Source organism: Caballeronia sp. dw_19, from assembly GCF_018449515.1.
Taxonomy (GTDB): Bacteria; Pseudomonadota; Gammaproteobacteria; order Burkholderiales; family Burkholderiaceae; genus Caballeronia.
The window spans coordinates 354,359-376,511 of sequence record NZ_JAAVUQ010000004.1 but is presented as its reverse complement, the minus strand read 5'-3'; the positions used below and the strand labels follow the sequence as shown (position 1 = coordinate 376,511).

The window sequence follows — 22,153 nt, the reverse complement described above, 5'->3', positions numbered from 1 at the left end:
GCGCGATCCTTCACTAGCATTCTTAATGGCGGCGAGCTCTCATGAGGGTGGTTCAACCCTTGTTCAGGCGCTCGCCCGATCACATTGAGGGGAATACCATGCGAGCAGTCGATGTCATGACTAGGAAGGTCATTACCGTGGGCCCCGGCACAACCGTGCGAGAGGCCGCGCGCCTGTTTGCCGATAATCACATCAGCGGGGCACCGGTCGTGGATGACGAGGGCCGCTTGCTCGGCATGCTCACCGAGGGCGACCTCATCCATAGAGCCGAGATCGGCACGCAAGCCCGGCGCCGCTCATGGTGGCTTGAATTTTTCGCGTCGACGCAGAATCTTGCCGCAACGTATATCAAGGAGAACGCGCGCCTGGTCAAGGACGTCATGACGCCCAAGGTGATCACCGTCAAGGAGACCACGCTGGTGAGTGAGATAGCGGACCTTCTGGAGCGGCATCGGATCAAGCGCGTTCCGGTGTTGTACGACGGAGAGCTGCTTGGAATTGTTAGCCGTGCAAACCTGGTGAAGGCGTTGGCCAGCGTTCCAAAGGAAGCTGGCGTGAGCACGCCGAACCCCGACGAGACTTTGCGCGAAGCGGTTATCCGGGAACTTGGCGGTCACCGTTGGGCCGTGGCTGCCGAGAACGTCATTGTGAATGACGGCACGGTTCATCTATGGGGTGTTGTCACGTCGCCCGAGCAAGCGCGTGCCATGTGCATTGCCGCTGAAAAGGTGCCGGGCATCAAGGGCGTGGAGGACCATACCGATGCGCCCATGATAATTCCCGCGATGTAATCGTCTACTAAATCTGGCGTTGCTACCTGAACTCAAGTGGCGCCAGAGCGTATCTATCCGGCGGGCATAAGAGCACCCGCAAGGCGCATGTATCAAAGCCGGCTTCAGGGATTAATGGCGGGATTAAAGCCGTAATTAAAGACCTGCACGTAGTGCGAATGACACAGGTCAATAATCGTTTGAGTCAGCGGCATATAACGGTATCAGGCCGCGCGAAGCGGTTGCTCCTGAACCGCAAACCTGATCTTTTGCCGGCTCTCCGAACAGCCGCAAGACACCTCTTGTTTCCGTGGCTGCGATCAACCGCATGGCTTTGCGACGAAGCCACCTGGCTTCAAGCGCCGCACGCCTCGCATCTCCGCTCACTCTTCTCATCGGAATGATCAATGACATTTCTTAAGCCCGCGCTCGGCAGCGCCGAAGCGAACAATGACGAGTATTCAACCACTATCTCGGGCGCGTCATTGCCGAAATATCGCATTCCGAAATTGCCCTCGGAGCCTCATGCGGTGTTTGATCTGGTTCGCGACGAACTTTTCATGGATGGCAATTCGCGTCAGAACGTGGCGACTTTCTGCACGACCTATGCAGACGACGAAGTCCGCCGCTTGATGGATTTGTCGATCGATAAGAACATGATCGATAAAGATGAATATCCGCAGACCGCAGAGATTGAAAAACGCTGCGTTCATATGCTTGCCGATCTGTGGCATGCGCCGCGTTCGTGGGAAACAACGGGATGTTCCACAACGGGTTCGAGCGAAGCCTGCATGCTGGGTGGGCTTGCGCTCAAATGGCAATGGAAGAAGCGCCGCCTGGCTGAAGGCAAACCGGTCGACAAGCCCAATATTGTGTGCGGACCCGTGCAAGTGTGCTGGGACAAGTTCGCCCGTTATTTCGATGTAGAACTTAGGCAGGTCCCTCTCGCCGGCGATTCGCTCGGTCTGCAACCGGAACAGCTTGCCGCCTATTGCGATGAAAACACCATTGGCGTGGTCGCTACGCTCGGCATTACCTTCACGTGCGTCTATGAGCCCGTCAAGGCCCTCGCCGGCGCGCTGGACGCGTTGCAACGAGATGTTGGACTGGACATCCCCATCCACGTGGACGCCGCCAGCGGCGGATTTATCGCGCCTTTCATTCAGCCGGATCTGGAATGGGACTTCAGCATAGAACGGGTGAAATCCATTAACAGCTCGGGCCATAAATATGGTCTCGCGCCGCTCGGAGTAGGTTGGGTCGTATGGCGTAGCGTGAAGGACCTGCCTGACGACCTGATCTTCATGGTCGACTATCTTGGCGGCAACATGCCCACGTTCGCGCTCAATTTTTCGCGGCCGGCGGGGCAGATCATTGCGCAGTATTACTTGTTGCTCCGGCTCGGCCACGAGGGGTACAGGCGCATCCAGCAGGAATGTGCCGACACGGCGCAATTCCTGGCAGACGGCCTCGCCAAACTCAGCCCCATAGAAATGGTGTACGACGGCCGCGGCGCGCTGCCCGCGGTTTGCTACAAGCTGCGCCACCCCGATACCGCCGGTTTTTCGCTTTTCGACTTGTCGGACCGTGTTCGCATGCGGGGCTGGCAAATCGCCTCCTACGAGCTTCCCGCTGACCGTGAGGAAACGATCGTCCAGCGCATCCTGATTCGCCGGGGCATCACGCGCGACATGGCGGGTCTGCTGCTGAACGACATCAAGAATGCAATCGCGCATCTGCTGGAAAACCCGGTGCCTAACTCAAAGGCGGGACCGAGCTTTCACCATAACTGACATTGACGGCTTAGTTGACGACTTAGTTGACGGCTTAACGACCAGGAGTCTGATATGACTGCGACAGCAAAAAAAGGCACTTACCTGAGTGCCACATCAATCGGCTTGATGACGGCCGCCGCCGTGGTGACCAGCTTGCGCGGCTTGCCGCTGCTCGCGAAGGAAGAGATGACGATGTTCGTCTATCTCGCGTTCACCGTGATCTTCTACCTGATCCCGGCGTCACTGATCTCCGCCGAACTTGGCGGTGCTTTCGCCGACCGGCGCGGTGGAATATATACGTGGGTGGGTGAGGCATTCGGCAATCGGTGGGGCTTCCTCGCCATCTGGCTGCAATGGATTCAAAACGTGGTGTGGTATCCGGTCGCGCTGACGTTCGGTGCGGCGGCTATCGCTTATACGATCGGCCGCCCGGAGCTGGCGACCAATGGCGTCTATGTCGGCGTGTTTTGCATCGTTGCCTATTGGCTTTCTACCTGGGTGGTGCTGCAAGGCGTGGAGGTTTTCGCGCGGATCGCCAACTGGACGTTCATTATCGGCACGATCGTTCCTGGGGTTGTATTGCTCGCGTTGCTGGCGTACTGGATCTATACGGGGCACGCACTCGGCTGGCAGCATCTGAAGGACCCGGCGCTTTCGGAAGCGGGTCAGGCGCGTTATTGGCCCGCGATCCATGGCTTCGGCACCATCGCGTTTCTCGCCGGTATCGTGTTGCTGTTCGCCGGCGTCGAGGTCCAGGCCGTGCACGTGATGGACATGCGCAGCCCGAGCCGCGGCTACCCTGCTGCAATTGGTCTGGGCGCCATCATTTCGATCCTGATTTTTGCGCTTGGTGCGCTGCCGATCGCCGGCATTCTTCCGTACGAAAAGATCTCGCTGCAGTCCGGCGTATTCGATACCTTCGCCGCGGTCATCACGGACATCTGGCACATGCAGTGGCTGGTATCGGCGCTGTCGCTGCTCGTGGGCGTGGGCGCCATAAGCGGGGTGCTGGCGTGGCTTGGCAGCCCTTCGCGTGGACTGCTTGAAACGGCTCATGAAGGCGAACTGCCGCCGCTGCTGCAGGCGAAGAACAAAAAAGGGATGCCCACCCATATCCTGCTGGTGCAAGGGGTGATCGTTACCCTGATGTCGTGCTTTTACTTCGTCATCAAGGATGTATCGGTCGCATTTTTCCTGATCTCGGCAATGACTATTGCACTGTATTTGATCGCTTACATGCTGATGTATGCCGCAGCGATAAAACTGCGCTATTCCGCGCCCGATCTCAAGCGTCCGTTCACGGTGCCAGGCGGGATCGTGGGGATGTGGATTTTTGCGGGCGTGGGCCTCGCGGGTGTGGTGTTCAGCTTCGTGGTGTCGTTCTTCCCGCCCGACCAGTTGCCGGTGGGTTCGCCGGCCATGTACATCGGGCTGGTGACGCTTGGCATCGTGGTGTTTGGCGGCGTCCCGCTGATCATCCATCACATGCGCCGCAGTAGCTGGGCTGCGCCGGCTGATTCACCCGTGCTGGCAGCCACCGCCGCGAAATAAGAGAAGAGCCGCCCGCGTGGCAAACCCGACACGCTGAGCGGTTCGGCCGGGTTCGCCGACTGATTGATGCTGAATTTTGTTCACGTGGATCGATCCTTGCGCAACGTCTTTATGTAAGGCGAGGGAACGCCGGTCCATCGTGGAAGATGAGCAGATGTGATTGGCGAGCCGCACAGGGCTGAGGTTCCGCGGCGTCTGTATCCGGGTTACCTCGTTCTTTGATAGCGACGGTTCGGCAAACACCCTTGGGGAGCACGGCAATGGCGGAGCGCTTGATTGATGTGTTGGACGGCAGCGGAACGGTTATTCATACCTACCCAGTCACGCTTGGGCAGGCGGATGATTCCCCTGATGATGCGCGATACGAAGCAAAGGCACTGGAGGCAGCGGCTCACGGGCGCCTGGTGCCCGATGCCGAACTGCCAAGCTTGAGCGCAAGGGTTCACGTGGGGCGAGGTGGTCAACTGGCGTCTTATGGCGACGATCTGGACAATAGTTCGGAAACGAGACAGGGTCTGGAGCAGGGCATCCGCATGCGCGCCTACTTTTTGTGGGAACAGGATGGTTGCCCTGAGGGGCGGGCCGACGACTATTGGCAACGCGCCGCCCACCAGCACCTTAGCGAACGTGCGTATGTGCTCTGGCAACAAGAGGGCAACCCGGAAGGACATGCCGATGAAAACTGGCATCGCGTACGTGAATTCGGGGCTCAATGACCTGCGGTTTGATGCCGTGGATTGGGGGCACGGTTTGACCAGCCACGATCATCTTGATCGGTAAGGATGACTTCGCTGCGGCTCCCCACAGCGAAGTCATTATTCATTGAAACAGGATCACCGCTTTCCCCGGTCCATGTCCCGTCTTGTTGCGCTCGATCGCAGCGGCAGCGTCGCTCAATCCAGCGGCTTCCGATACTTCCACTTTCACCGCGCCTTGATCGACCAGGCTCACAATCTCTGCAAGTTGGGCCGCATCGGGTCGCATCTGAAACCAGATACCGTGCTTGCCCGCTGGCGTATGGGCTGCAATATCCGGCGCGGCCGTGCTCACGATTCTTCCCGCATCGGTTATCACTTGCCACGAGTTGGCGAGCGCCGAGCCGCCCACCAGATCAAGCACCAGATCGATGTCCCTGGTCCGCTCCCAGAACGACGAAGTCCGATAGTTGATGACTTCATCCGCACCCAACCCACGCAGATAACCCGCGTTGATGCCCTGAGCTGTCGCTATGACACGCGCCCCGGCACGGCGCGCGAACTGGACGGCGAAACTCCCCACGCCGCCGGCCGCGCCATGAATCAATACGGTCTGGCCGCGTTTCAGTTCTCCCGCTTCGAACAACGCCTGCCATGCGGTCAGCGCCCCAACGGGGATAGCCGCAGCAAGCTCGTCGGTCAGGCTGGCAGGCGTTTTCACCAGCGTGTTCGAGGCGATTGCTATGAAATCGGCATAGGCGCCGATTCCACCCACGGGCCCCATGACCCGGTCGCCGATAACGAACCCGCTCACGCCGGCGCCGACTTCAATCACTTCGCCGGCGAGCTCAACGCCGAGTGTCGCGAGGAGGGGCAACGGGAAATCGTTTTGCAACCAGCCGTCGCGGATCTTCCAGTCGAGACCGTTGATTCCCGCGGCCTTGACGTGAACCACGACCTCGCCTGAAGCGGCGGCCGGCATCGCGATGCTGTCAATCTTCACGGCGTCAGGACCGCCGTAGGCGTGGATACGAAGAGCGCGGTTCATTGAGTTTTCTCCAGTGTCGGATAGTCGATATATCCAGTCGGTCCGGGCGAATAAAACGTGTCGCGCTCGGGGGTGTTGAACGGTGCATCGGCGAGAAAGCGCTGTGGCAAATCCGGGTTGGCGAGATAGAGGCTGCCAAACACGGTTGCATCCGCGTTGTCCTGCTCGATCAGCGTTTGCGCGCTCTCGCTGGTCAGTCCGCCGCCTGCCAGATAGGGGCCACCGAACAACGGACGAAGGAACGTGCGGTAATCGAATTCGCTCTTGGTCTTCGCCACATGCAGATACGCCAGCTTGAGCGCGGCAAGTTGCTCCACGAGATAACGATAGGTCTCCTGCGGTGTTGCATCGGTTACATCGTTGAAGCCCATTTCAGGCGCGATCTTGATACCGACGCGGTCGCTGCCCGCTTCCTGAGACATCGCGCCCAATACTTCCAGGATGAAGCGCGCGCGATTGGTAAGCGAGCCGCCGTAAAGATCGGTCCGCTGGTTCGTTCCCGATGACAAAAACTGCTCGGGCAGATACCCCGAGGCCGCATGCAATTCAACGCCGTCGAAGCCTGCAGTCAGCGCGTTGCGCGTGGCAAGCCGATACGCCTGGACGATATCCGCTATCTCATCGGTCTCAAGGGCGCGCGGTTGTACAAACTCTTGCGGTCCCGTCGCGGTGAATACCGTGCCGGCGGGACGGATTGCCGAAGGCGCGACGGGCGTCGCGCCGTTCGGCAACAGGCTCGGATGAGAGATGCGGCCGGTGTGCATGAGCTGCAGGAAGATAAGGCCGCCCTTGGCATGCACCGCATCGGTGACATGCTTCCAGGCATCGATCTGCGCCTCGGAATGGATGCCCGGCGTGCGCACGTAGCCTTTGCCCATCGGCGCGGGATAGGTGCCTTCCGTAATGATCAGGCCGGCGTCGGCGCGCTGGCCGTAGTAGTCCACCGCCATGGGCGAGGGCACGCCCGTGGTGTCATCGGCGCGTGAGCGGGTCATCGGCGCCATGACAAGGCGATTGCGAAGCGTGTAGCGGCCAATCCGGGTAGTGCTGAAGAGCGGGTTCATGTCGATTCCTTGATTGAGAAGGTGTAGAGACATGTTGCATTGATCCATCCAAGGGATAAATAGCTATACTTGAAAACAGTGATCCACCAGTGGAGCAATCATCGTGGAACTGTTGAGCTATATGCGGTTATTCGTGGAAGTCGCCCGGACCAAAAGCTTCAGGGGCGCGGCCGAAGCGCTGGATATGCCCAATTCAACGCTGTCGCGACATATATCGGAACTGGAAAAGACGATTGGCCTCCAGTTGCTTCATCGCTCGACGCGCAAGGTCGAACTCACCGCGGCGGGCGAGGTGTATTTCAAGCGGTGTCAGAGCATTGTCGAAGAGGCACGCATCGCGCACGAATCCCTGCTCGATGTAGTGGAACGTCCAAGCGGCACGCTGCGGGTGTCGATGCCGGTCGATCTCGCGACCGGTTATCTCGCGCCGATCCTGAGCGAGTTCGCGAAGGCTTATCCGCTCATCAGTTTCGAATTCGACCTGACGCCGCGACGCGTGGACTTGCAGAGCGATCCGTTCGATCTCGCCATTCGCATGGGACCGCCGCCGACAACGCCATCAACGCTTGTCGCACGGCAGATCGCGCTGTTGCCACGTTATCTCTATGCATCGCCCGACTATCTCAAGGCCGCCGCGCCGCTGATCCATCCCGACGACCTGACGCATCACGTGCTGTGCATCGGGCAAGCGGCGACGAGCCAGGGGGACGTGTCGAGAACCCTTCATCGCGGGGACGAGGTGGTCAATGTGATGATTGCGTCGCGCTTCAGGATGAACAGTGTCGGCCTGAGCCGTGCGCTGGCGATGGCGGGTGTGGGTATCGCCGTGCTCGATACGGAGCTTGCGCGCGAGGATGTAGCGTCGGGACGTCTACGGCGGGTACTTCCGGAGTGGAGTCTTGCGCCGATCCAGGTGCACGCGATTACCGATACCCGGCTCTTGCCGGCCAGGACCCGCTTGTTCATCGATTTCATCAAGGCGCGGCTCAATTGACGAGGTCTTTGGCGCCCGATCTTAGTTGCTGTAGCACCGGCAGGCGTAACCTGTGAACCGGGCCTCAACGTTGTCATCCGAAATGGTATTGCGGCTTCTGGGCCTTGATTGCCGTTCAAACTGCGGTGGCCGCTATCGCATGACGACCGCATTTAATAAAAATAAGGAATGCGATGTATTCGGCAACCGTTAGTCCGCGATCCATTCAGCCGGTTTTCCTCTTGACGGTGCAACCCCGCGCGATCATCCTGCGACGCTTTGTTAGGGCGCGGATCGCGAGGATTGCCCGTTGCGTCACCAATCCGGCCAGCGAGAGCAATGCCCTTGCTCATTGACAACTGACCGCAGTATGCGTACCCGTGCCACTGGCGCTATGCTACCGGTTCCGCCCAATCGAGGACCATGTCATGAAACAGTCACCAGGATCCATGATCACCTATCAACGCCCTGACGGGAAAGACGTTCAGGGTTATTTGGCCAAACCGCAGAAACTGGAGGGCGCGCCTGCCATCGTCGTGATTCAGGAATGGTGGGGCTTGAATGACCAGATCCGCGGCGTGGCAGACCGCTTCGCGCAATCCGGTTATCTGGCGCTGGTTCCCGATCTATTTCGCGGAAAAACCACCGTTGAAGAGGAAGAGGCCAGCCACCTGCTGGGCGCACTCGATTTCGCGGATGCTGCCGGTCAGGACATAGCGGGTGCCGTGAAGTACCTCAAGGCGCAGTCGGAGCGGGTCGGCGTGACCGGCTATTGCATGGGCGGCGCGCTCACGCTGCTGGCCCTCTGTCATGTCCCTGACCTATCCGCCGGGACGGTGTGGTACGGCTTCCCGCCGCTCGAATACGTCGATGCATCGAAGATCAAGGCACCCGTGCTTGGTCACTGGGCCACACAGGACGAGTTCTTCCCGGCTGAAACGGTCGACGCACTGGAGAGCAAGCTGACCGAGGCCAAGGTCGACGTCGAGTTTCATCGCTATCTTGCGCATCATGCGTTCGCCAACGAAACAGCGGTCGGCCCGGGCCGTATTGCCAGGACCCAGTTCGATCCGGTCTGGTCGCAACTGGCGTGGGACCGGACGCTGACCTTTTTCGGCCGCACGCTGTGGCCGCAGTCAACGCACGCCGGCTAGCATTGCGGGTTCTGTGGAAGAAGGAAGCCGGCGGCGAACCGGCTACAGGACTTCAAAAACGCTGTAAACAGGCCCATAGGCGAACCGGTGTCCCGTCCCCACGGCGATGATCCGGTTCAGCCACTCATACTTTCCTGCGGGCGCTTCGAACATGGGGTTGATCCGGAAATAGTAGCTCGCCGGGTCGACTTCCTCGCCTTTTTCCAGTCGTTGAATGACGTCAACGGGTCCGTGACGTACGCCGCGATACGCCATCGTCAGGTTCACGCCGTCGTCGGTTTGCAGGATCAGGCGCACGTCGAGCGTCGTGCTTGCGTCGCCGCGAACGGTTTGCCAGTCGCTGCCGCCGTCCAGCACCTTGCCGGACAGCCGTTCGCCGGCAAATGTCCCCGACGGCACAATTCCCACGCGACGAAACGGCCCCGGCGTTTCACCGACGATCACAATCGGTTTCACATCTAGTCGCATGACGAACAGAGGGCGGGTTTGCACGCTCTTGAGCGATGCGGGGAGATCATCGAAAAGCGGAGTAGACATGCTGTTCACCATCGCTATGTAGGGCGTCGCCACCGGTCCGCATGACGAACCTGAAGGCTGCGTGTTCCTTTGATTGGTTACACTATTTCAGCGGCGAGAAATCCGTGGGCCGCATGATCCGCGACTCCATGCTGACGAGAATGTCCTTTTCTTTCACCTTGCTGCCGAATGCTTGCCAGCGGCTGTCGGCTGCCATCCTGTCGCGGCGCTCGAGCCGATCGTCCAGGCTCTTGTACGCCCAGATATGAACGATCTGGCTGATGTCGCCAATCTCGGTGGTGAAGAAGCCGATCAGTTCGCCCAGGAATTCCTTCTGAAGCGGCAGGGCTTCGCTTTTGTATAACGCAAGCCATTCGGCGGCACGCAACGGTTTGAAGGTATAGGTTCTGATTTCGTAAAGCATCGGTTATCTCCTGGGGATATCAAAGGTATTACGACGCGGTTCGTCCGCCATTGACCCTGAGGACTTCGCCGGTCATGAAGCTCGACTTGTCGGACGAAACGAACACAATGGCGTCGGCGATTTCTTCAGGCGTTCCAGCGCGTTTGAGCGGGACGGCCGCGAGAAAGGCCGCTTTGCGTTCCGCATTTACTGTCAGGCGATTCAGCATTGCAGTCTCCACGGGACCGGGGGCGACGGCATTGACCCGTACACCGAACGCCGCAGCCTCCAGCGCCGCAGACTTCGTAAGACCCTCCACCGCGTGCTTGCTGGCCACGTAGATCGACGCGCCTGCCGCGCCGCGCGCGCCCATTGTCGACGAGATATTGACGATACTGCCGCTGCCTTGCGCGGTCATCACGCGCAGTTCGTGTTTCATGCCAAGCAGCGTGCCGAGCACATTGGTATCGAAGACGGCTGCGTAGCGCTCGGGCGTCTGCTCCATCACGGGCGCCGACTCGCCTTCAGCGCCCGCAGCGTTGACCGCTACATCGAGCCGCCCGAAGCGGGCCACTGCGCCGTCGACCAGATTGCGCACATCGTCTTCAAAGCGGACATCTGCCTGAAAGAATTCAGCTTCCGCGCCGAGTGCGTTCAGTTCGGCGGCGAGCTTCCGGCCTTCTTCAACGCGGCGGCCCGACACCACAATCCGCGCGTTTTCGCGGGCGAATGCAAAGGCGGCGGCGCGACCGATGCCGGTCAGCGCGCCCGTGATGAGTACAACAGGATGGTTGGTCATTTCGTTTGCTCCTTGGTCGGCCAGCGCGAAAGCAAGTCCTGCGATCGCACGGCCCTTCATCGGGTGCCAGCGCCCGCGACCGGGCGGCGGCGCTTTTGCTTATACGGTCACCACGATCTTGCCGAACTGGCCGTTGGTTTCCAGATAGCGATGCACGTCGACAATTTCGTCGAACGTGAAAGTGCGATCAATCACCGGTTTGAGCGCGCCGCTCTCAAGTCCCTTCAGCACGTACTCCACCGCAGCCTTCCGACGTGTCGCGTCTCCGCTCGTCAGCCAGATGTTGTGAGCCTTGACGGTGATCATCTTGGCGATCATGTCCAGCACGGGCAGGGGCGTCACACCCTCGCTAAGCGCGCCATAGATGTACGCAATGCCCTGGAACGACAGCGCGGAAATCAGCTTCGGGAAGTTCGGACCGCCGACTGGGTCGAACACCACGCGCGCACCCTGGCCGTCCGTGATTCGCTTGACCTCTTCGACCAGGTCAGTCTCGTCCGTGACAATAACGTGCGCCGCGCCCGCATCGAGCAACTGCTGTTTCTTGTCGGCCGTGCGCGTTGTCGCGATGGACGTGGCGCCGGCGTAGTTGGCAATCTGGATCGCCGCGAGTCCAACGCTGCTCGACGCTGCCGGGATGATGACAAAATCGCCCTTGCCTACTTTCGCATCTTCGATGAGCGCGCCGTAAGCCGTCACGAACATCATCCAGACCGATGCCGCTTCGGCATACGAAAGCGATTCCGGATGCTTGACGACTGCATAGTCAGGCGCCACGATGACTTCGCCGTACGTGAAGTACTGATTCATCGAGAACGATGGAATCAGGCTGACCTTGTCGCCGGGCGCGAGGCCGGTGACGTCGCTGCCCACTGCATCGACAATACCCGCTGCTTCGTACCCAAGACCGGCCGGGAACTTGACGGGTTCGATATACGCGTCCGAGCGCCACATCGCCTCGGCGCGATTGATGCCGATTGCCTTGACGTTGATGCGAACTTCGGTCGGACCGGGAGCGGGTACTGTTGTCTCCACGAATTCGAGGACTTCGGGACCGCCGGCTTTGGCAAACTTGATGGTGCGTGACATGAGACTCTCCAGAGTAAGTGGGTCCAAGCTGGGTCCAAGCTGGGTTCAAGCGCGGCGCCGAAGCGCCATCCGGTTCACACGGCTTCTGCGACTTCTACAGTAGGCAAATAAGCGGGAAAATCCGAGTAATGCTTTTCATCGCCGCCCCAGAACGCGGCGCGGACATACGGTGTGAGCGGCAGCTTGTGCTCCAGACGATACGGCAAATCAGGATTCGACGAGAAGTGACGGCCGAATGCGACCAGGTCTGCATCGCCGGATGCCACGATCGCCTCGGCGCTGTCGCCGTCGAAACCGCCGGCCGCGATGATTGGACCGGAGAAGTGCGCACGCAGATACTTCGTTGCAACGGGCGCTTGCCCTTCATGCAGCGTTTCATCGCCCTTGATGCGCGGCTCGATCACATGCAGATACGCGATCTTGTATTCGTCGAGGACCTTCGCGACGTAGCTGAAGGTTGCTTCGGGATTGCTGTCGGAGATGCCGCCCCATTCGCCTGACGGCGAGATGCGCACGCCGACCCGATCCGCGCCCCACACGGAAATAAGGGCTTCAACGGTTTCGCGCAGGAAGCGGACGCGGTTTTCGATTCCGCCGCCGTAAGCGTCGGTGCGCTTGTTGGTGCCGTCCTGGATGAACTGATCCACCAGGTAGCCGTTCGCACCGTGAAGCTCGACACCATCGAAACCTGCATCCAGCGCGCGTTGTGCTGCAACGCGAAATTCTTCGACAATGCCCGGAATCTCTTCAATGCCAAGCGCCCGATGCGGTGAAGCCGGAACGAATCCGTCCTTGGTCAGCGCGACGCCGTCGAACGGGACGACAGACGGTGCGACCGGATCAACACCGCCAGTCATCTCGACGTGACTTTGACGGCCGCCGTGGATGAGCTGCATGAAGGCGCGGCCACCCTTGGCGTGAACAGCATTGGCGATGGCCTTCCAGCCTTCTATCTGCCCGTCGTGATAGAAGCTCGCGGCGCCCAGGTACGAGCGTGCGGGGATCGAGATGCTGACGCCTTCAATGATTTCGAGCCCGCCATTCGATGCGCGCTGGCCGTAGAAGTCGGCCATCATCGGGCTGGGGATGTCGCCGGGCTGGATGGTGCGCAGGCGGGTCATCGGTGCAAGGACCACACGATGCGAGAGGGTATAGGCGCCAACTTTCTTCGATGTGAACAAGTGAGCCATGATCTTTCCTTTAGCAGGTAATGCGTATTCGGTCCGTTACGCGCCGGTCGCCAAGGACCGGCGCAACGGTTTTATGCGGTAGCGCTCGGCCGGGCAGAGACCTCGTCGTACCATCGACGAAATGCGGCGTGTTCTGCTGGGATCGGCATCTTCAGCGCGTTGGTTGCGAAGTCGACCGTGACCAGCGTGGTGATGTCTGCTGCCGAGAATTCATCGCCGGCTACGAACCGGACCGTCTCGAGCCGAACGTTAAAGTCGGAGAAAAAATTCGCCACGCGTTGTTTGCTGCGCTCGACCAGTTCGGGAATCTGGTCATAAGCGTGTGGGCCCGAGAGCGCGCGGCCCTTCAGTCCGGCGACCGCGTTGCGCACGCCCTCCATGACCGGTGCGAAGCCATCCAGTTCTGCGCGGCGTTCCCACATGGTGACGAGAGCCTTTGACTCGGCCGTCGTCCCCAGTAGCGGGGATTGTGGATACGCCTCTTCCAGATAACGCCAGATCGCGAGCACTTCAGTGATGACGGGACCATCGGCTAAAGCCAGCGCCGGTACCTGACTGCGCGGATTGATTGCGCGGTAGGAGTCGGAGAACTGTTCCTTGGCGCCCAGGTCGACCGGGTTCATCGGGATATCGATTCCCTTCTCCGCGATGAAGATGCGAACACGGCGTGCGTTCGGGGAGCCTTTTGATTCGTACAATACGGGGGCAGAGGATGTCATTTGAATTTTCCTTTATCGGGTCTAATTTAAGTGTGGATACCTAATCAATCGGGTTTTTCACACACGCTGAAAATGTGCTTTAATTCGTTTGGGTTAGAGCTTCGAGCCGCCGTCTACGTGCAGCGTTTCGCCGGTAATCCAGCGCGCCGCATCCGACGCAAGAAACGCGACCGCACTGCCGATGTCATCGGGTTGCGCGACCCGCTTTAGCGCCTGCATGCCGATCGCCACCCCGCGTCCTTCCTCAGTCTTCGTGAAACTCGACATATCGGTTGCGACCACGCCGGGCGCGACCGCATTCACGCGAATACCGCGTTCGCCAAGCGCGGAGGCGAAATGCTTGACGAGGGTATCGACCGCGCCCTTGGTCGCCGCATAGGCAGGCAGCTTGCCGACCACCGTATGCGCTGCGAGCGACGACAGCAGAACAACGCTGCTGCCTTTGCACAACACCGGCAGTAATTGCTGCACAAGAAAATAGGGTGCGCGCACATTCACGGCGAACAGGTTATCGAAATCTTCGACAGTCGTTTCCTCGATGCTCGCCGACTTCGAAATGCCGGCGTTCGCCACCAGAATGTCGAGCCGATGGCCCACCACAGCGCGTACACGTTGGGCAAGCGTATGCGGGCCGTCGGCATCGCGCAGATTCGCGGCGACCTTTTGAGCGTTGCCGCCGGCCGCACGAATTTCGGCAACGACCGCGTCCGCTTCCTTTTCTCCGCTGCTGTAGTGAACCAGCACTTGTGCGCCTTCTTTGGCAAGTGCAAGCGCGCTGGCACGGCCGATGCCGCGTGAAGCGCCCGTGACGAGCGCGGTCTTTCCGGTGAGGTTGGTCATGATCAGACTCCTGCAGGTTGAATGTAAAACCATCTGACAATTCAGCGCATGAACATCAACGTGAACGTTGGCTCAGGCGTGTTCGCCGCTCTCGGACAGGAACTGCGCCACATGCGTCACGAAGCGCTCGGGATACTGGTACAGCGAGCCGTGGTTGGCGTCCGGGTAAATGATCAACTGCGCGTTCGGAATGTTCTGCTGCAGAATCCACGAGTTGATCGAGTAGATGATTACGTCGTTATCCCCGTTGATCACGAGCGTGGGCTGAGCGAGCGCCAACAGGTAATCGAAAGGGTTCTCGCGGGGCACGCCCCACTTGGCGAGTGCGGCGAGTTGCGCCGGTGCGACCTTGTCGTTGACTTCGGGGTCCCGGCCTTCGGTGCGCAGACGGAAGCGCTGCAGGAACTTGCGGCCGGCTGCCTGACTCGCATCCGACGGCGAGAAATGCACGCGAAGCCACAGGTGATCCGGCTCTTCGTAAGTCGCGCTGAAAATATCCTGCGCTTCCGGCGTAAGCGATTCCATGCCTTCGCCGCTGCGCGGGCCGGTGCCAACCAGGATCAGGCGGCGTACGAGCTGCGGCTCGGCCAGCGCCAGTTCCTGTGCGATCAGGCCGCCCATCGAAAAACCGAGCACGTCGACTTGCGTGAGTCCGAGTGCCTTGATAAAGGCGGCAGCGTTGGCGGCCATTTCTTCAATCGACTGCGGTACCTCGCCTGACGTGCTGGAGATTCCGGCATTGTTGAACAGGATCACTTCGCGACCCTGCGCAAGTCCGTTGGTAACAGCCGGGTCCCAGTGATCCATCGTGCCGGTGAAGTGGATGTTTAATACGAGCGGCACGCCGCCCGTCTTGCCGAAGCGCCGATAAGCGAAGTGGATACCGTTTGCATCAACGAATTGCGTCGGGGCAGTTTGGTGCGTATGGCTGGTCATGGCGATTCTCCGATATAGATGAAAGGTATGGAGCGGGATAGATTCCAAGTCGTCGCGATGAACAGGTCGTTGCCGTTTCGTCGCTGCCTGACGCGTAATTTAGTGGGGTCTTGCGGAAAGTAAAAAGACTTTGTAGGCTGGCGGGCATGCCTGCCAGGCATGGCTAAATTGAAGGAAGTGTATGGAGCTTCGACATCTGCGGTACTTTGTGGCCGTCGCGGAGACCGGTAGCCTGACCGTTGCGGCTGAACGTCGACTGCATACGTCGCAACCATCGCTTAGCCGGCAGATCCGTGATCTGGAGGACGAGGTTGGAGCAGAACTGTTCAACCGGAGCGCGCGTGGGGTCGAGCTGACGGCGGCGGGCAAGGCGTTCCTTGACCATGCGCGATTAGCGCTGACGCAAGTCGACGCCGCTATTGAGGCGGCGCGCCGCGCTGCGCAACCCACGAAACAGGTCTTTGCACTTGGTTTCCTGACCGGTCAGGAAATGACCTGGCTGCCGCGCGCCATGCAGGTGCTGCGCGATGAACTGCCGAACATCGACGTGACGGTATCGAGCCACTATTCGCCGGACCTCGCCGACGCGCTCGCACGCGGCAAGCTCGACCTCGCGTTTTTACGTGCCGAACCGGGGTTTGATCTCGACTATCGCGTAGTCAGCCGTGAAAAGCTCGTTGTGCTCATGCCGAGCGACCACCCATTGACCGAGCGAGCGGCGATCCGTCCCGGGGATCTCGTGGGCGAGCCGTTCATCATGGCCTCGAACAAGGCGAGGGTGCTGCACGAAGTGATTGAGCGGTATCTGCAGCAGAGCGGGGTCAATATCACGCCCGAACACGGAGTCGATAATCTGGCGATGGCCATGTCGCTCGTCGCATCCACGCGCGGGTTGGCGCTGATGCCGGAGTATGCAAACAATCTCTTGCCGTGGTCGGTGGTCAGCCGCCCTCTTGAAGGCGATGCACCGACAATTGATCTGGTTATCGGCTACAGCAGGTCAAACGCATCACCCGTCCTGAAGTTGTTTCTTTCAAGAGCAGACGAGTTGATGGTGCATGCTGCAACTTGATCCTGGTGAACTCGCGGCACGCATAACACGCCCGGCCGCTCCTCGGCCGTGCCCTTAAAATAGCGTTCCAATGTAAGCGTTGTTTCATTCGCCGCAGCAGGGTGCGCGGCGTCCATGGGTGCTGCTTCCAGCGCGTTGCTAAAGTGGCTTGCCGCAGAGGCGAGCTTTACACCATCTTTGGCTGTGACTAAGCCGCAGTATTTAACATTAAACAATAGCTCTTGACAGGATGGATGATGGGCGAACAGATTCGAGAAATGGTATTGGCTGACTATGACGCTGTTGTTGCACTGTGGAAGAGTACGCCGGGTGTCGACATTCGACCGGTTACCGACGGCAAGGAGGGGATCGAACGGTTGCTGGCCAGGAACCCTGGTCTGAGCGTCGTTGCTGTCAATGATCGCGAGCTGGTCGGCTGCGCCCTGGCTAGCCATGATGGCCGCCGCGGATTTCTCCAGCACGTTGTGGTCGCACCGGCTTCGCGCGGTCAAGGCCTCGCCAGGGCAATGATCGACAGATGTATCGAGCGGCTCCGGGAACACCACCTGGGATGGGTGCATCTGGATGTGGTCGTTGATAACGAGGCGGCCATGGCCTTTTGGGAAAAGGCTGGCTGGCACCGCGTTGATACGCTAACGCGGCTCTCGCGGGCGCTTTAGGTTTCGGCCCGATCTGGTGGACGGATTTACACGGAAGACCTTCACCGCGATGATCGAAGGTGTGCGTTTATCCGCTATATCGGCCGGCCTGATCAAGCCGGAAGATTTCGATGACGGCATCCGGGATCTGCATAGAAGCACGCAAGACGATGGCGTGTTTTGCTATACGTTCTTTAAGGGCGTGGGGCATAACCAAGCTTAGGCCAACCTCTCCACTAAGGCCGGTGCTCATGATGCAGAGTGGCGCATTCGATCGTTGCGGCTCACGCGCTTGCGTGAGCCGCAACGGCAATCGGTCCTTGCCTACTTGACCGTGAAACTGTAGTGCCCCTGGGTGCGATGCCCGTCGTCGGCGACGGCAATCCAGGCGACCGAATAAACACCGGGCGTCAACGCATTCAGCGCGACCGACATGTGTTTCTTGTCCGCCGGATCAACCACTGACTTTGCGCTGGTGACAGGCTTGCCCTGCGCATCGGTGACGGCGATCGAACTGAATGCGGGTTCGAGTCCATCGTCGAACTCGATCGCCACTTCCTTTTGCGATGTCGACACGGTGGCTCCCGCGCCCGGCTCCTGATGTTGTGGATAGGCGTGCGCTTGAGCGAGTTGCGTACTCGCAAGAGCGGCTGCGGCGATTAACGTGCGCACGGTGGCAATTTTCATAAGAGCAATTTTCATGGATTGAAGAGTGGCTTGCCGACAGAGTTAGGAAAGATATCGTCGAAATACAGATGCGCCTGAAGCAGGATCCCGACGTGGTTGCCCGTCGCGCGATTGACCGGAATCTGCGCTTCGATACCTAGCTGACCATAGCGGTTGAGCCAGATGAAACCGGGGTTGATGGTCCCGGTCGTATGGCCGGAACACGGACCCGCGGTGCAGGTGTTCATCGGGAACTCGACCACCGGAATCAGGTTGGCGAGCGGCTGCGGCAAGCCGAGGTCTTTCACCTGCTGCTGCAGATAGGGGATGCTGTACTGCAGCGTCGTGCCCCAGTCGAGCGAGTTCGGTGACGATCGAGACGTCGTCAGGTTAGGTCCGATTTCACCCGTGATCGCGAATGGCTTCAGGAAGCCGAGACTCGACGGAAGGTCGCCGAAGCCCTTGCCGAAATAAACCGTTGGCGTGATGGTGGAAGACGAATCGCCAATCGCACGAGCGCCTGTGCCGCCCAGTTCGGTGTTCACGCCGACCGATGCCATGAACTCATGGCGAGCGTTGGAGTAAGCCAGATACTTCAGGCCGAGTGTGACGTTGTCGAAGCCCTTTGCTGAGCCCCCGTTGGGCGCGTTCTGCGTGACGTAGGCACTGCCAATGCTGAAAGCCAGATTCGACGTAATCAGCTTGTCCCATTCGAACGAGGCGGTGTTGACGTTCATGTTGTCACCATCGTCGGTCGGACTTTTGATGTGGCCGTACTGGAAGTCGAATTCATCGCCGACGCCGGGGTCGTCCACGGCCATCGTCGCCGGGAAGACCCGGTCGCCGACCACCGCATGCGCCCAGGTGCCGGATGAACCCGCAAGGCAGGCGGCACCTGCCGCCCACATAAGTGCGGCGCGTGCAGGCGCCGCGTGCCGCTTTAGAAGCGTACGCATCGTGTTTCCTTCGTCATGATCGTTGTGAGCGCGCTATTGAGCGCCGTCGCGTTTGGCACGCGACGGCATCGCGCCGCCGTCAGCGGTGCGAGCAACAGGCACGAAATGGGTCAGTGATCAGGAAGCGACAGGAGGCGCGCGAGGCTGGGCGGCAATGAAGAGCGGCACCGCGCGAACGGCTGCGCGTACCACGGGAAGCGGAGCACTGGTCACCGACACGGCAGCGGCAAAGGCCACCGTCGAACCGGTTAGAACGGGGAAGTGAGCGAGCAGGCCGCAATAAGCGCAAGCCTGCCAATGCAGGGCCCCGGAGTGTGAAGAGGAGTCGCTGTTGCCCGCTTCGCTGAAGGCCGGGTCTGCCGAGCAATACGTGCTGAGCGCCTGGCCTAGCCGATCATGCGAGGCTAGCGCGTGCGAGACCGTCGGCGCGATCGAAGTCATCAGGATTGCAAGCAATCCCAGGATACTTCCGATCTTCAGTAAGCGACGGCGGAACATGCTGTGATCAACACCGGGCGGTCGATGATATGGCGCCGATTATGCCATGCGTTATCCACTTCAAAACGCAATAATTGTCATGCGCCATCAAGCTGTTTGAAGTGACATTTGCGGTGGTAGTACAGGTACATCCGCGGGAGTATTGCCCCACGCGGAGATTAGGCGCTCAGGCGGTTGGCAAGCCGGGAATATCCACGCCGAATGTTTGCAGCAGGAGGATCGCGTTAAGGGCGAGCACTCCAAAGGCCGCAACGATAGCCGCGATTTTGACCAGGGTCCGGTTCTTGTACGAGCCCATGACATCTGTCCGGCACGTGAACCACACGAGTGCCGCCATGGGAAACGGCAGCGCAAGACTTAGCACGACCTGACTCATGACCAGCGCTTGCGTAGCGTTCACGCCTAGCCAGACCACGACGAAACTCGGCACCATCGTAATCGCGCGACGCAGCCATAGCGGGATGCGGAAGCCGACAAACCCCTGCATGATCATTTGACCGGCCATGGTTCCCACGACCGAACTGGAAATGCCCGACGCGATCAGCGACAGCAGGAAAATGCCCGCAGCGGCAATGCCCAGCAGCGGCGCAAGCGTGTGATAGGCGGTTTCGATCTCGGCCACTTCCGGATGACCCGAGTGAAACGCGCCGGATGCCATGATGACCATGGCCATGTTGATCATGCCCGCAATGGTCAGCGCAATGATCACTTCGACGTTTGAGAACGTGAGCAACCTTTTGCGTTCGCCCTCGGTCTTGGGGGGCAGGCGGCCCTGGGTGAGTCCCGAATGAAGAAAGAGCGCGTGCGGCATGACCGTCGCCCCGATAATGCCCACTGCGATAGTCACGGCTTGCGCGTCGGGCAAGTCCGGCTTGAACAGATGCAGCCCGACCTGGGCCCAGGCTACCGGCGCAATGAAGAGCTCAGCGAGATAAGACAAGCCGATGATCCCGACCAGTGCGCCAATAATCAGCTCCAGCGGCCGGTATCCCGCTTTCTCGAAGAACAACAAGCCGTATGTGACGATTGCCGTGACGATCATGCCGATCAACAACGGCATGTGAAAAAGCAAACTCAGGCCGATCGCACCGCCGAGGAATTCGGCCAGGTCGGTGGCCATGGCCGCGACTTCGCTGACGCCCCACATTATGTAGACGAGCGGCCTGGGTAAATGATCCCTGCATAACTCCGCGAGATTGCGTCCAGTGACAATTCCCAGTTTTGCGGAAAGTGACTGAAATAGCATGGCAATAATGTTCGCCAGCAGCACAACCCACAATAATCCATACCCGTATCGCGCGCCGGCCTGGATATTGGTCGCGAAATTACCCGGGTCCATATAAGCGACGGAGACCACGACGGCTGGTCCTGCAAAGGGCAGGAGCACCGACCAGCCCGTGCGGCGGCCTTCCAGCACATCACGCATGGCGAGGGTCGTACTGTCGCTCATTGATCGGCTGGTTTCGGCGCGGACGCGGTCATCCATTGCTTGACTCAATACGTTAGAGATAGTGGGTTGGTCTGCGCGGACCGGCTTGGCGGCCATCATGGCGGCATCATATGCAGTGCATTAATTGCTTAGCCCGACAGCAAATTAGCGCGTTAAGCAATCAGAGCACAGTTTTTGCCTTTTTGGGCATTCTCGTTGTTATTTCTTTCAATATGCTTAGCACTGCAATCAGAAACCTTTCGGTCACGGCCATTGTTACCTTGCTTTTCCATAACCTTGCGCTAGCGGATACGCCGGCTACGTCTAAAGTCATCGTGCTTGATTCCGGCGAGGCCCAGCTTACTTTGATAGATGAAGGCAAGCACAAGGTCCTGGGTACCGAGCCGACAGGCAAGGAACCGCATCACCTGATGGTGACGCCTGATGGAAATTCGCTCATTATCGCCGACTCGGTATCGAATGATCTGATCTTTGTCGATCCGCATAGCGGCAAGGTACAAAAGCGGGTGGAAGACATAGAAGACCCGTATCAGCTCGGTTTTTCTCCTGACCACAAATGGTTTGTCACCGCGGGCTTGAGGCTGGACCGAGTCGATATCTACCGATACGACGGCCACGACCTCACGCTCGCCAAGCGTGTTCCACTTGCTAAAACGCCTAGCCATATGACGTTTTCTTCGGATGCAAGCACGGTATTCGTGACGTTACAGGATTCGGGCGAACTTGCCGCGATCGATCTGGCCACGCAAACGGTCAAGTGGAAAATGCCGGTTGGAAATACGCCGGCGGGACTTTGGATGACGCCGGGTGATCGGGACTTGCTGGTTGGGATGACGGGTGAAGACGATGTCGCCGTCGTCGACTGGCATAAGCAGCAAGTCGTAAAACGCATTCAGACTGGCAAAGGCGCGCACAACTTTCGTAATCTCGATGACGGTAAACATGTTGCCGTGTCGAATCGTGTGGCCAGCACGATCAGCATTCTGGATTACACGACGTTGCAGAAGGTCGGTGACATAGATGGGTTATTGCCTGGCCCCGATGACATGGAATTGTCCGCCGATCGCAAAACCCTTTGGGTGACGTTCCGCTTTGCGCGGCATGTTGGTGTGATCGATCTCAACAGTCGCAAGCTGATCGACACCATTGCAGTCGGACGTTCGCCGCATGGGCTGTATTTTGCGGACCGGGCGCCTGTGTACGCGCCGAATCCGGACTGATCGTGTGCAGCGGTTTAAGTCGGCTTGGTTTATTTTCAGGTGGCGCTAGAGGAACCCCGTGATTACTGAAATCGTCGTGCAGTTAGACAATGGGGTTTCTACTCTGCAGACGCTCTTATACGTCGACGTTG

24 protein-coding genes are annotated in these 22,153 nt (G+C 59.3%); 10 read left to right on the top strand and 14 right to left on the bottom strand.

Going from position 1 to position 22,153, the window contains the following annotated elements:
* Nucleotides 1–116 precede the first annotated feature (116 nt).
* The 4 genes from HB376_RS08445 to HB376_RS40870 all read left to right on the top strand — a co-directional run bounded on the left by HB376_RS08445 (nucleotide 117) and on the right by HB376_RS40870 (nucleotide 4,812).
* Nucleotides 117–791: a CBS domain-containing protein gene (locus HB376_RS08445; protein ID WP_255631229.1), complete on the top strand. Its 675-nt coding sequence runs from the start codon at nucleotides 117–119 to the stop codon at nucleotides 789–791.
* Between the two features lie 386 nt (nucleotides 792–1,177).
* Nucleotides 1,178–2,563 carry a glutamate decarboxylase gene (locus HB376_RS08440; RefSeq protein ID WP_213762982.1) on the top strand — a complete coding sequence of 462 codons (1,386 nt, stop codon included), beginning with the start codon at nucleotides 1,178–1,180 and terminating at the stop codon, nucleotides 2,561–2,563.
* A gap of 54 nt (nucleotides 2,564–2,617) precedes the next feature.
* On the top strand, nucleotides 2,618–4,096 hold the full coding sequence (locus HB376_RS08435) for an amino acid permease (RefSeq protein ID WP_213762980.1): 1,479 nt from the start codon (nucleotides 2,618–2,620) through the stop codon (nucleotides 4,094–4,096).
* A gap of 260 nt (nucleotides 4,097–4,356) precedes the next feature.
* Nucleotides 4,357–4,812 (top strand): DUF2934 domain-containing protein, encoded by a 456-nt coding sequence (locus HB376_RS40870; protein ID WP_255631228.1) that lies wholly within the window; start codon nucleotides 4,357–4,359, stop codon nucleotides 4,810–4,812.
* Between the two features lie 103 nt (nucleotides 4,813–4,915).
* Here HB376_RS40870 and HB376_RS08425 read toward each other — a convergent pair whose 3' ends face one another.
* Nucleotides 4,916–5,839, bottom strand: a complete 924-nt coding sequence (locus tag HB376_RS08425) for an NADP-dependent oxidoreductase (RefSeq protein ID WP_213762979.1) — start codon at nucleotides 5,837–5,839, stop codon at nucleotides 4,916–4,918.
* Nucleotides 5,836–6,903: an alkene reductase gene (locus HB376_RS08420; RefSeq protein WP_213762977.1), complete on the bottom strand. Its 1,068-nt coding sequence runs from the start codon at nucleotides 6,901–6,903 to the stop codon at nucleotides 5,836–5,838. The genes HB376_RS08425 and HB376_RS08420 overlap by 4 nt, the downstream gene beginning before the upstream one ends.
* Before the next feature lie 103 nt (nucleotides 6,904–7,006).
* On the opposite strand from HB376_RS08420, the gene HB376_RS08415 reads away from it, so the two are divergent.
* Together HB376_RS08415 and HB376_RS08410 are read left to right on the top strand one after the other, a co-directional pair.
* Complete coding sequence (locus HB376_RS08415) at nucleotides 7,007–7,897, top strand: LysR substrate-binding domain-containing protein (protein WP_213762975.1); 891 nt, start codon at nucleotides 7,007–7,009, stop codon at nucleotides 7,895–7,897.
* Between the two features lie 407 nt (nucleotides 7,898–8,304).
* A complete protein-coding gene (locus tag HB376_RS08410; RefSeq protein ID WP_213762973.1) occupies nucleotides 8,305–9,030 on the top strand; it encodes a dienelactone hydrolase family protein in 726 nt (241 codons plus the stop codon).
* A 42-nt stretch (nucleotides 9,031–9,072) separates the two neighbouring features.
* Here HB376_RS08410 and HB376_RS08405 read toward each other — a convergent pair whose 3' ends face one another.
* The 8 genes from HB376_RS08405 to HB376_RS08370 all read right to left on the bottom strand — a co-directional run bounded on the left by HB376_RS08405 (nucleotide 9,073) and on the right by HB376_RS08370 (nucleotide 15,522).
* On the bottom strand, nucleotides 9,073–9,567 hold the full coding sequence (locus HB376_RS08405) for a DUF3237 domain-containing protein (protein WP_213762972.1): 495 nt from the start codon (nucleotides 9,565–9,567) through the stop codon (nucleotides 9,073–9,075).
* 82 nt (nucleotides 9,568–9,649) lie between these two features.
* Complete coding sequence (locus tag HB376_RS08400; protein ID WP_213762970.1) at nucleotides 9,650–9,970, bottom strand: NIPSNAP family protein; 321 nt, start codon at nucleotides 9,968–9,970, stop codon at nucleotides 9,650–9,652.
* A gap of 28 nt (nucleotides 9,971–9,998) precedes the next feature.
* Complete coding sequence (locus tag HB376_RS08395) at nucleotides 9,999–10,748, bottom strand: glucose 1-dehydrogenase (RefSeq protein WP_213762968.1); 750 nt, start codon at nucleotides 10,746–10,748, stop codon at nucleotides 9,999–10,001.
* A 99-nt stretch (nucleotides 10,749–10,847) separates the two neighbouring features.
* Entirely contained in the window at nucleotides 10,848–11,837 is a 990-nt protein-coding gene (locus HB376_RS08390) for a zinc-dependent alcohol dehydrogenase family protein (RefSeq protein ID WP_213762966.1), read from the bottom strand.
* A 74-nt stretch (nucleotides 11,838–11,911) separates the two neighbouring features.
* Nucleotides 11,912–13,027 (bottom strand): alkene reductase, encoded by a 1,116-nt coding sequence (locus HB376_RS08385; protein ID WP_213762964.1) that lies wholly within the window; start codon nucleotides 13,025–13,027, stop codon nucleotides 11,912–11,914.
* A gap of 71 nt (nucleotides 13,028–13,098) precedes the next feature.
* Nucleotides 13,099–13,746: a glutathione S-transferase gene (locus tag HB376_RS08380; RefSeq protein WP_213762962.1), complete on the bottom strand. Its 648-nt coding sequence runs from the start codon at nucleotides 13,744–13,746 to the stop codon at nucleotides 13,099–13,101.
* A gap of 93 nt (nucleotides 13,747–13,839) precedes the next feature.
* Nucleotides 13,840–14,586 carry an SDR family oxidoreductase gene (locus tag HB376_RS08375; RefSeq protein ID WP_213762960.1) on the bottom strand — a complete coding sequence of 249 codons (747 nt, stop codon included), beginning with the start codon at nucleotides 14,584–14,586 and terminating at the stop codon, nucleotides 13,840–13,842.
* A gap of 72 nt (nucleotides 14,587–14,658) precedes the next feature.
* Complete coding sequence (locus tag HB376_RS08370; RefSeq protein WP_213762958.1) at nucleotides 14,659–15,522, bottom strand: alpha/beta hydrolase; 864 nt, start codon at nucleotides 15,520–15,522, stop codon at nucleotides 14,659–14,661.
* Between the two features lie 181 nt (nucleotides 15,523–15,703).
* Between HB376_RS08370 and HB376_RS08365 the strand changes: the two genes are divergently transcribed.
* The 3 genes from HB376_RS08365 to HB376_RS08355 all read left to right on the top strand — a co-directional run bounded on the left by HB376_RS08365 (nucleotide 15,704) and on the right by HB376_RS08355 (nucleotide 17,455).
* Entirely contained in the window at nucleotides 15,704–16,594 is an 891-nt protein-coding gene (locus tag HB376_RS08365) for a LysR family transcriptional regulator (RefSeq protein WP_213762957.1), read from the top strand.
* 236 nt (nucleotides 16,595–16,830) lie between these two features.
* Nucleotides 16,831–17,253, top strand: coding sequence for a GNAT family N-acetyltransferase (locus tag HB376_RS08360; protein ID WP_213762956.1), 423 nt, complete (start codon nucleotides 16,831–16,833; stop codon nucleotides 17,251–17,253).
* A gap of 16 nt (nucleotides 17,254–17,269) precedes the next feature.
* Nucleotides 17,270–17,455 (top strand): hypothetical protein, encoded by a 186-nt coding sequence (locus HB376_RS08355; protein ID WP_213762954.1) that lies wholly within the window; start codon nucleotides 17,270–17,272, stop codon nucleotides 17,453–17,455.
* A gap of 101 nt (nucleotides 17,456–17,556) precedes the next feature.
* Here HB376_RS08355 and HB376_RS08350 read toward each other — a convergent pair whose 3' ends face one another.
* From HB376_RS08350 to HB376_RS08335, 4 genes are all read right to left on the bottom strand, one after another.
* Nucleotides 17,557–17,919 (bottom strand): copper resistance protein CopC, encoded by a 363-nt coding sequence (locus HB376_RS08350; protein ID WP_213762952.1) that lies wholly within the window; start codon nucleotides 17,917–17,919, stop codon nucleotides 17,557–17,559.
* Nucleotides 17,920–17,930: 11 nt separating this feature from the next.
* On the bottom strand, nucleotides 17,931–18,806 hold the full coding sequence (locus HB376_RS08345) for a hypothetical protein (RefSeq protein ID WP_255631242.1): 876 nt from the start codon (nucleotides 18,804–18,806) through the stop codon (nucleotides 17,931–17,933).
* A 165-nt stretch (nucleotides 18,807–18,971) separates the two neighbouring features.
* Nucleotides 18,972–19,352: a DUF2946 domain-containing protein gene (locus tag HB376_RS08340; RefSeq protein WP_213762949.1), complete on the bottom strand. Its 381-nt coding sequence runs from the start codon at nucleotides 19,350–19,352 to the stop codon at nucleotides 18,972–18,974.
* A 166-nt stretch (nucleotides 19,353–19,518) separates the two neighbouring features.
* Nucleotides 19,519–20,838: an Nramp family divalent metal transporter gene (locus HB376_RS08335; protein ID WP_213762948.1), complete on the bottom strand. Its 1,320-nt coding sequence runs from the start codon at nucleotides 20,836–20,838 to the stop codon at nucleotides 19,519–19,521.
* A gap of 176 nt (nucleotides 20,839–21,014) precedes the next feature.
* On the opposite strand from HB376_RS08335, the gene HB376_RS08330 reads away from it, so the two are divergent.
* On the top strand, nucleotides 21,015–22,022 hold the full coding sequence (locus HB376_RS08330) for a beta-propeller fold lactonase family protein (RefSeq protein WP_213762946.1): 1,008 nt from the start codon (nucleotides 21,015–21,017) through the stop codon (nucleotides 22,020–22,022).
* Nucleotides 22,023–22,153: the final 131 nt, after the last annotated feature.

What these genes read in the sequence shown, in the direction of transcription:
- HB376_RS08385 (WP_213762964.1), bottom strand. Translation starts at nt 13,027, where the DNA reads ATGGCTCACTTGTTCACATCGAAGAAAGTTGGCGCCTATACCCTCTCG.
- HB376_RS08335 (WP_213762948.1), bottom strand. Translation starts at nt 20,838, where the DNA reads ATGGATGACCGCGTCCGCGCCGAAACCAGCCGATCAATGAGCGACAGT.
- HB376_RS08390 (WP_213762966.1), bottom strand. Translation starts at nt 11,837, where the DNA reads ATGTCACGCACCATCAAGTTTGCCAAAGCCGGCGGTCCCGAAGTCCTC.
- HB376_RS08425 (WP_213762979.1), bottom strand. Translation starts at nt 5,839, where the DNA reads ATGAACCGCGCTCTTCGTATCCACGCCTACGGCGGTCCTGACGCCGTG.
- HB376_RS08420 (WP_213762977.1), bottom strand. Translation starts at nt 6,903, where the DNA reads ATGAACCCGCTCTTCAGCACTACCCGGATTGGCCGCTACACGCTTCGC.
- HB376_RS08360 (WP_213762956.1), top strand. Translation starts at nt 16,831, where the DNA reads ATGGGCGAACAGATTCGAGAAATGGTATTGGCTGACTATGACGCTGTT.
- HB376_RS08405 (WP_213762972.1), bottom strand. Translation starts at nt 9,567, where the DNA reads ATGTCTACTCCGCTTTTCGATGATCTCCCCGCATCGCTCAAGAGCGTG.
- HB376_RS08375 (WP_213762960.1), bottom strand. Translation starts at nt 14,586, where the DNA reads ATGACCAACCTCACCGGAAAGACCGCGCTCGTCACGGGCGCTTCACGC.
- HB376_RS08330 (WP_213762946.1), top strand. Translation starts at nt 21,015, where the DNA reads ATGCTTAGCACTGCAATCAGAAACCTTTCGGTCACGGCCATTGTTACC.
- HB376_RS08380 (WP_213762962.1), bottom strand. Translation starts at nt 13,746, where the DNA reads ATGACATCCTCTGCCCCCGTATTGTACGAATCAAAAGGCTCCCCGAAC.
- HB376_RS08340 (WP_213762949.1), bottom strand. Translation starts at nt 19,352, where the DNA reads ATGTTCCGCCGTCGCTTACTGAAGATCGGAAGTATCCTGGGATTGCTT.
- HB376_RS08395 (WP_213762968.1), bottom strand. Translation starts at nt 10,748, where the DNA reads ATGACCAACCATCCTGTTGTACTCATCACGGGCGCGCTGACCGGCATC.
- HB376_RS08350 (WP_213762952.1), bottom strand. Translation starts at nt 17,919, where the DNA reads ATGAAAATTGCCACCGTGCGCACGTTAATCGCCGCAGCCGCTCTTGCG.
- HB376_RS08365 (WP_213762957.1), top strand. Translation starts at nt 15,704, where the DNA reads ATGGAGCTTCGACATCTGCGGTACTTTGTGGCCGTCGCGGAGACCGGT.
- HB376_RS40870 (WP_255631228.1), top strand. Translation starts at nt 4,357, where the DNA reads ATGGCGGAGCGCTTGATTGATGTGTTGGACGGCAGCGGAACGGTTATT.
- HB376_RS08400 (WP_213762970.1), bottom strand. Translation starts at nt 9,970, where the DNA reads ATGCTTTACGAAATCAGAACCTATACCTTCAAACCGTTGCGTGCCGCC.
- HB376_RS08345 (WP_255631242.1), bottom strand. Translation starts at nt 18,806, where the DNA reads ATGTGGGCGGCAGGTGCCGCCTGCCTTGCGGGTTCATCCGGCACCTGG.
- HB376_RS08370 (WP_213762958.1), bottom strand. Translation starts at nt 15,522, where the DNA reads ATGACCAGCCATACGCACCAAACTGCCCCGACGCAATTCGTTGATGCA.
- HB376_RS08435 (WP_213762980.1), top strand. Translation starts at nt 2,618, where the DNA reads ATGACTGCGACAGCAAAAAAAGGCACTTACCTGAGTGCCACATCAATC.
- HB376_RS08440 (WP_213762982.1), top strand. Translation starts at nt 1,178, where the DNA reads ATGACATTTCTTAAGCCCGCGCTCGGCAGCGCCGAAGCGAACAATGAC.
- HB376_RS08410 (WP_213762973.1), top strand. Translation starts at nt 8,305, where the DNA reads ATGAAACAGTCACCAGGATCCATGATCACCTATCAACGCCCTGACGGG.
- HB376_RS08445 (WP_255631229.1), top strand. Translation starts at nt 117, where the DNA reads ATGACTAGGAAGGTCATTACCGTGGGCCCCGGCACAACCGTGCGAGAG.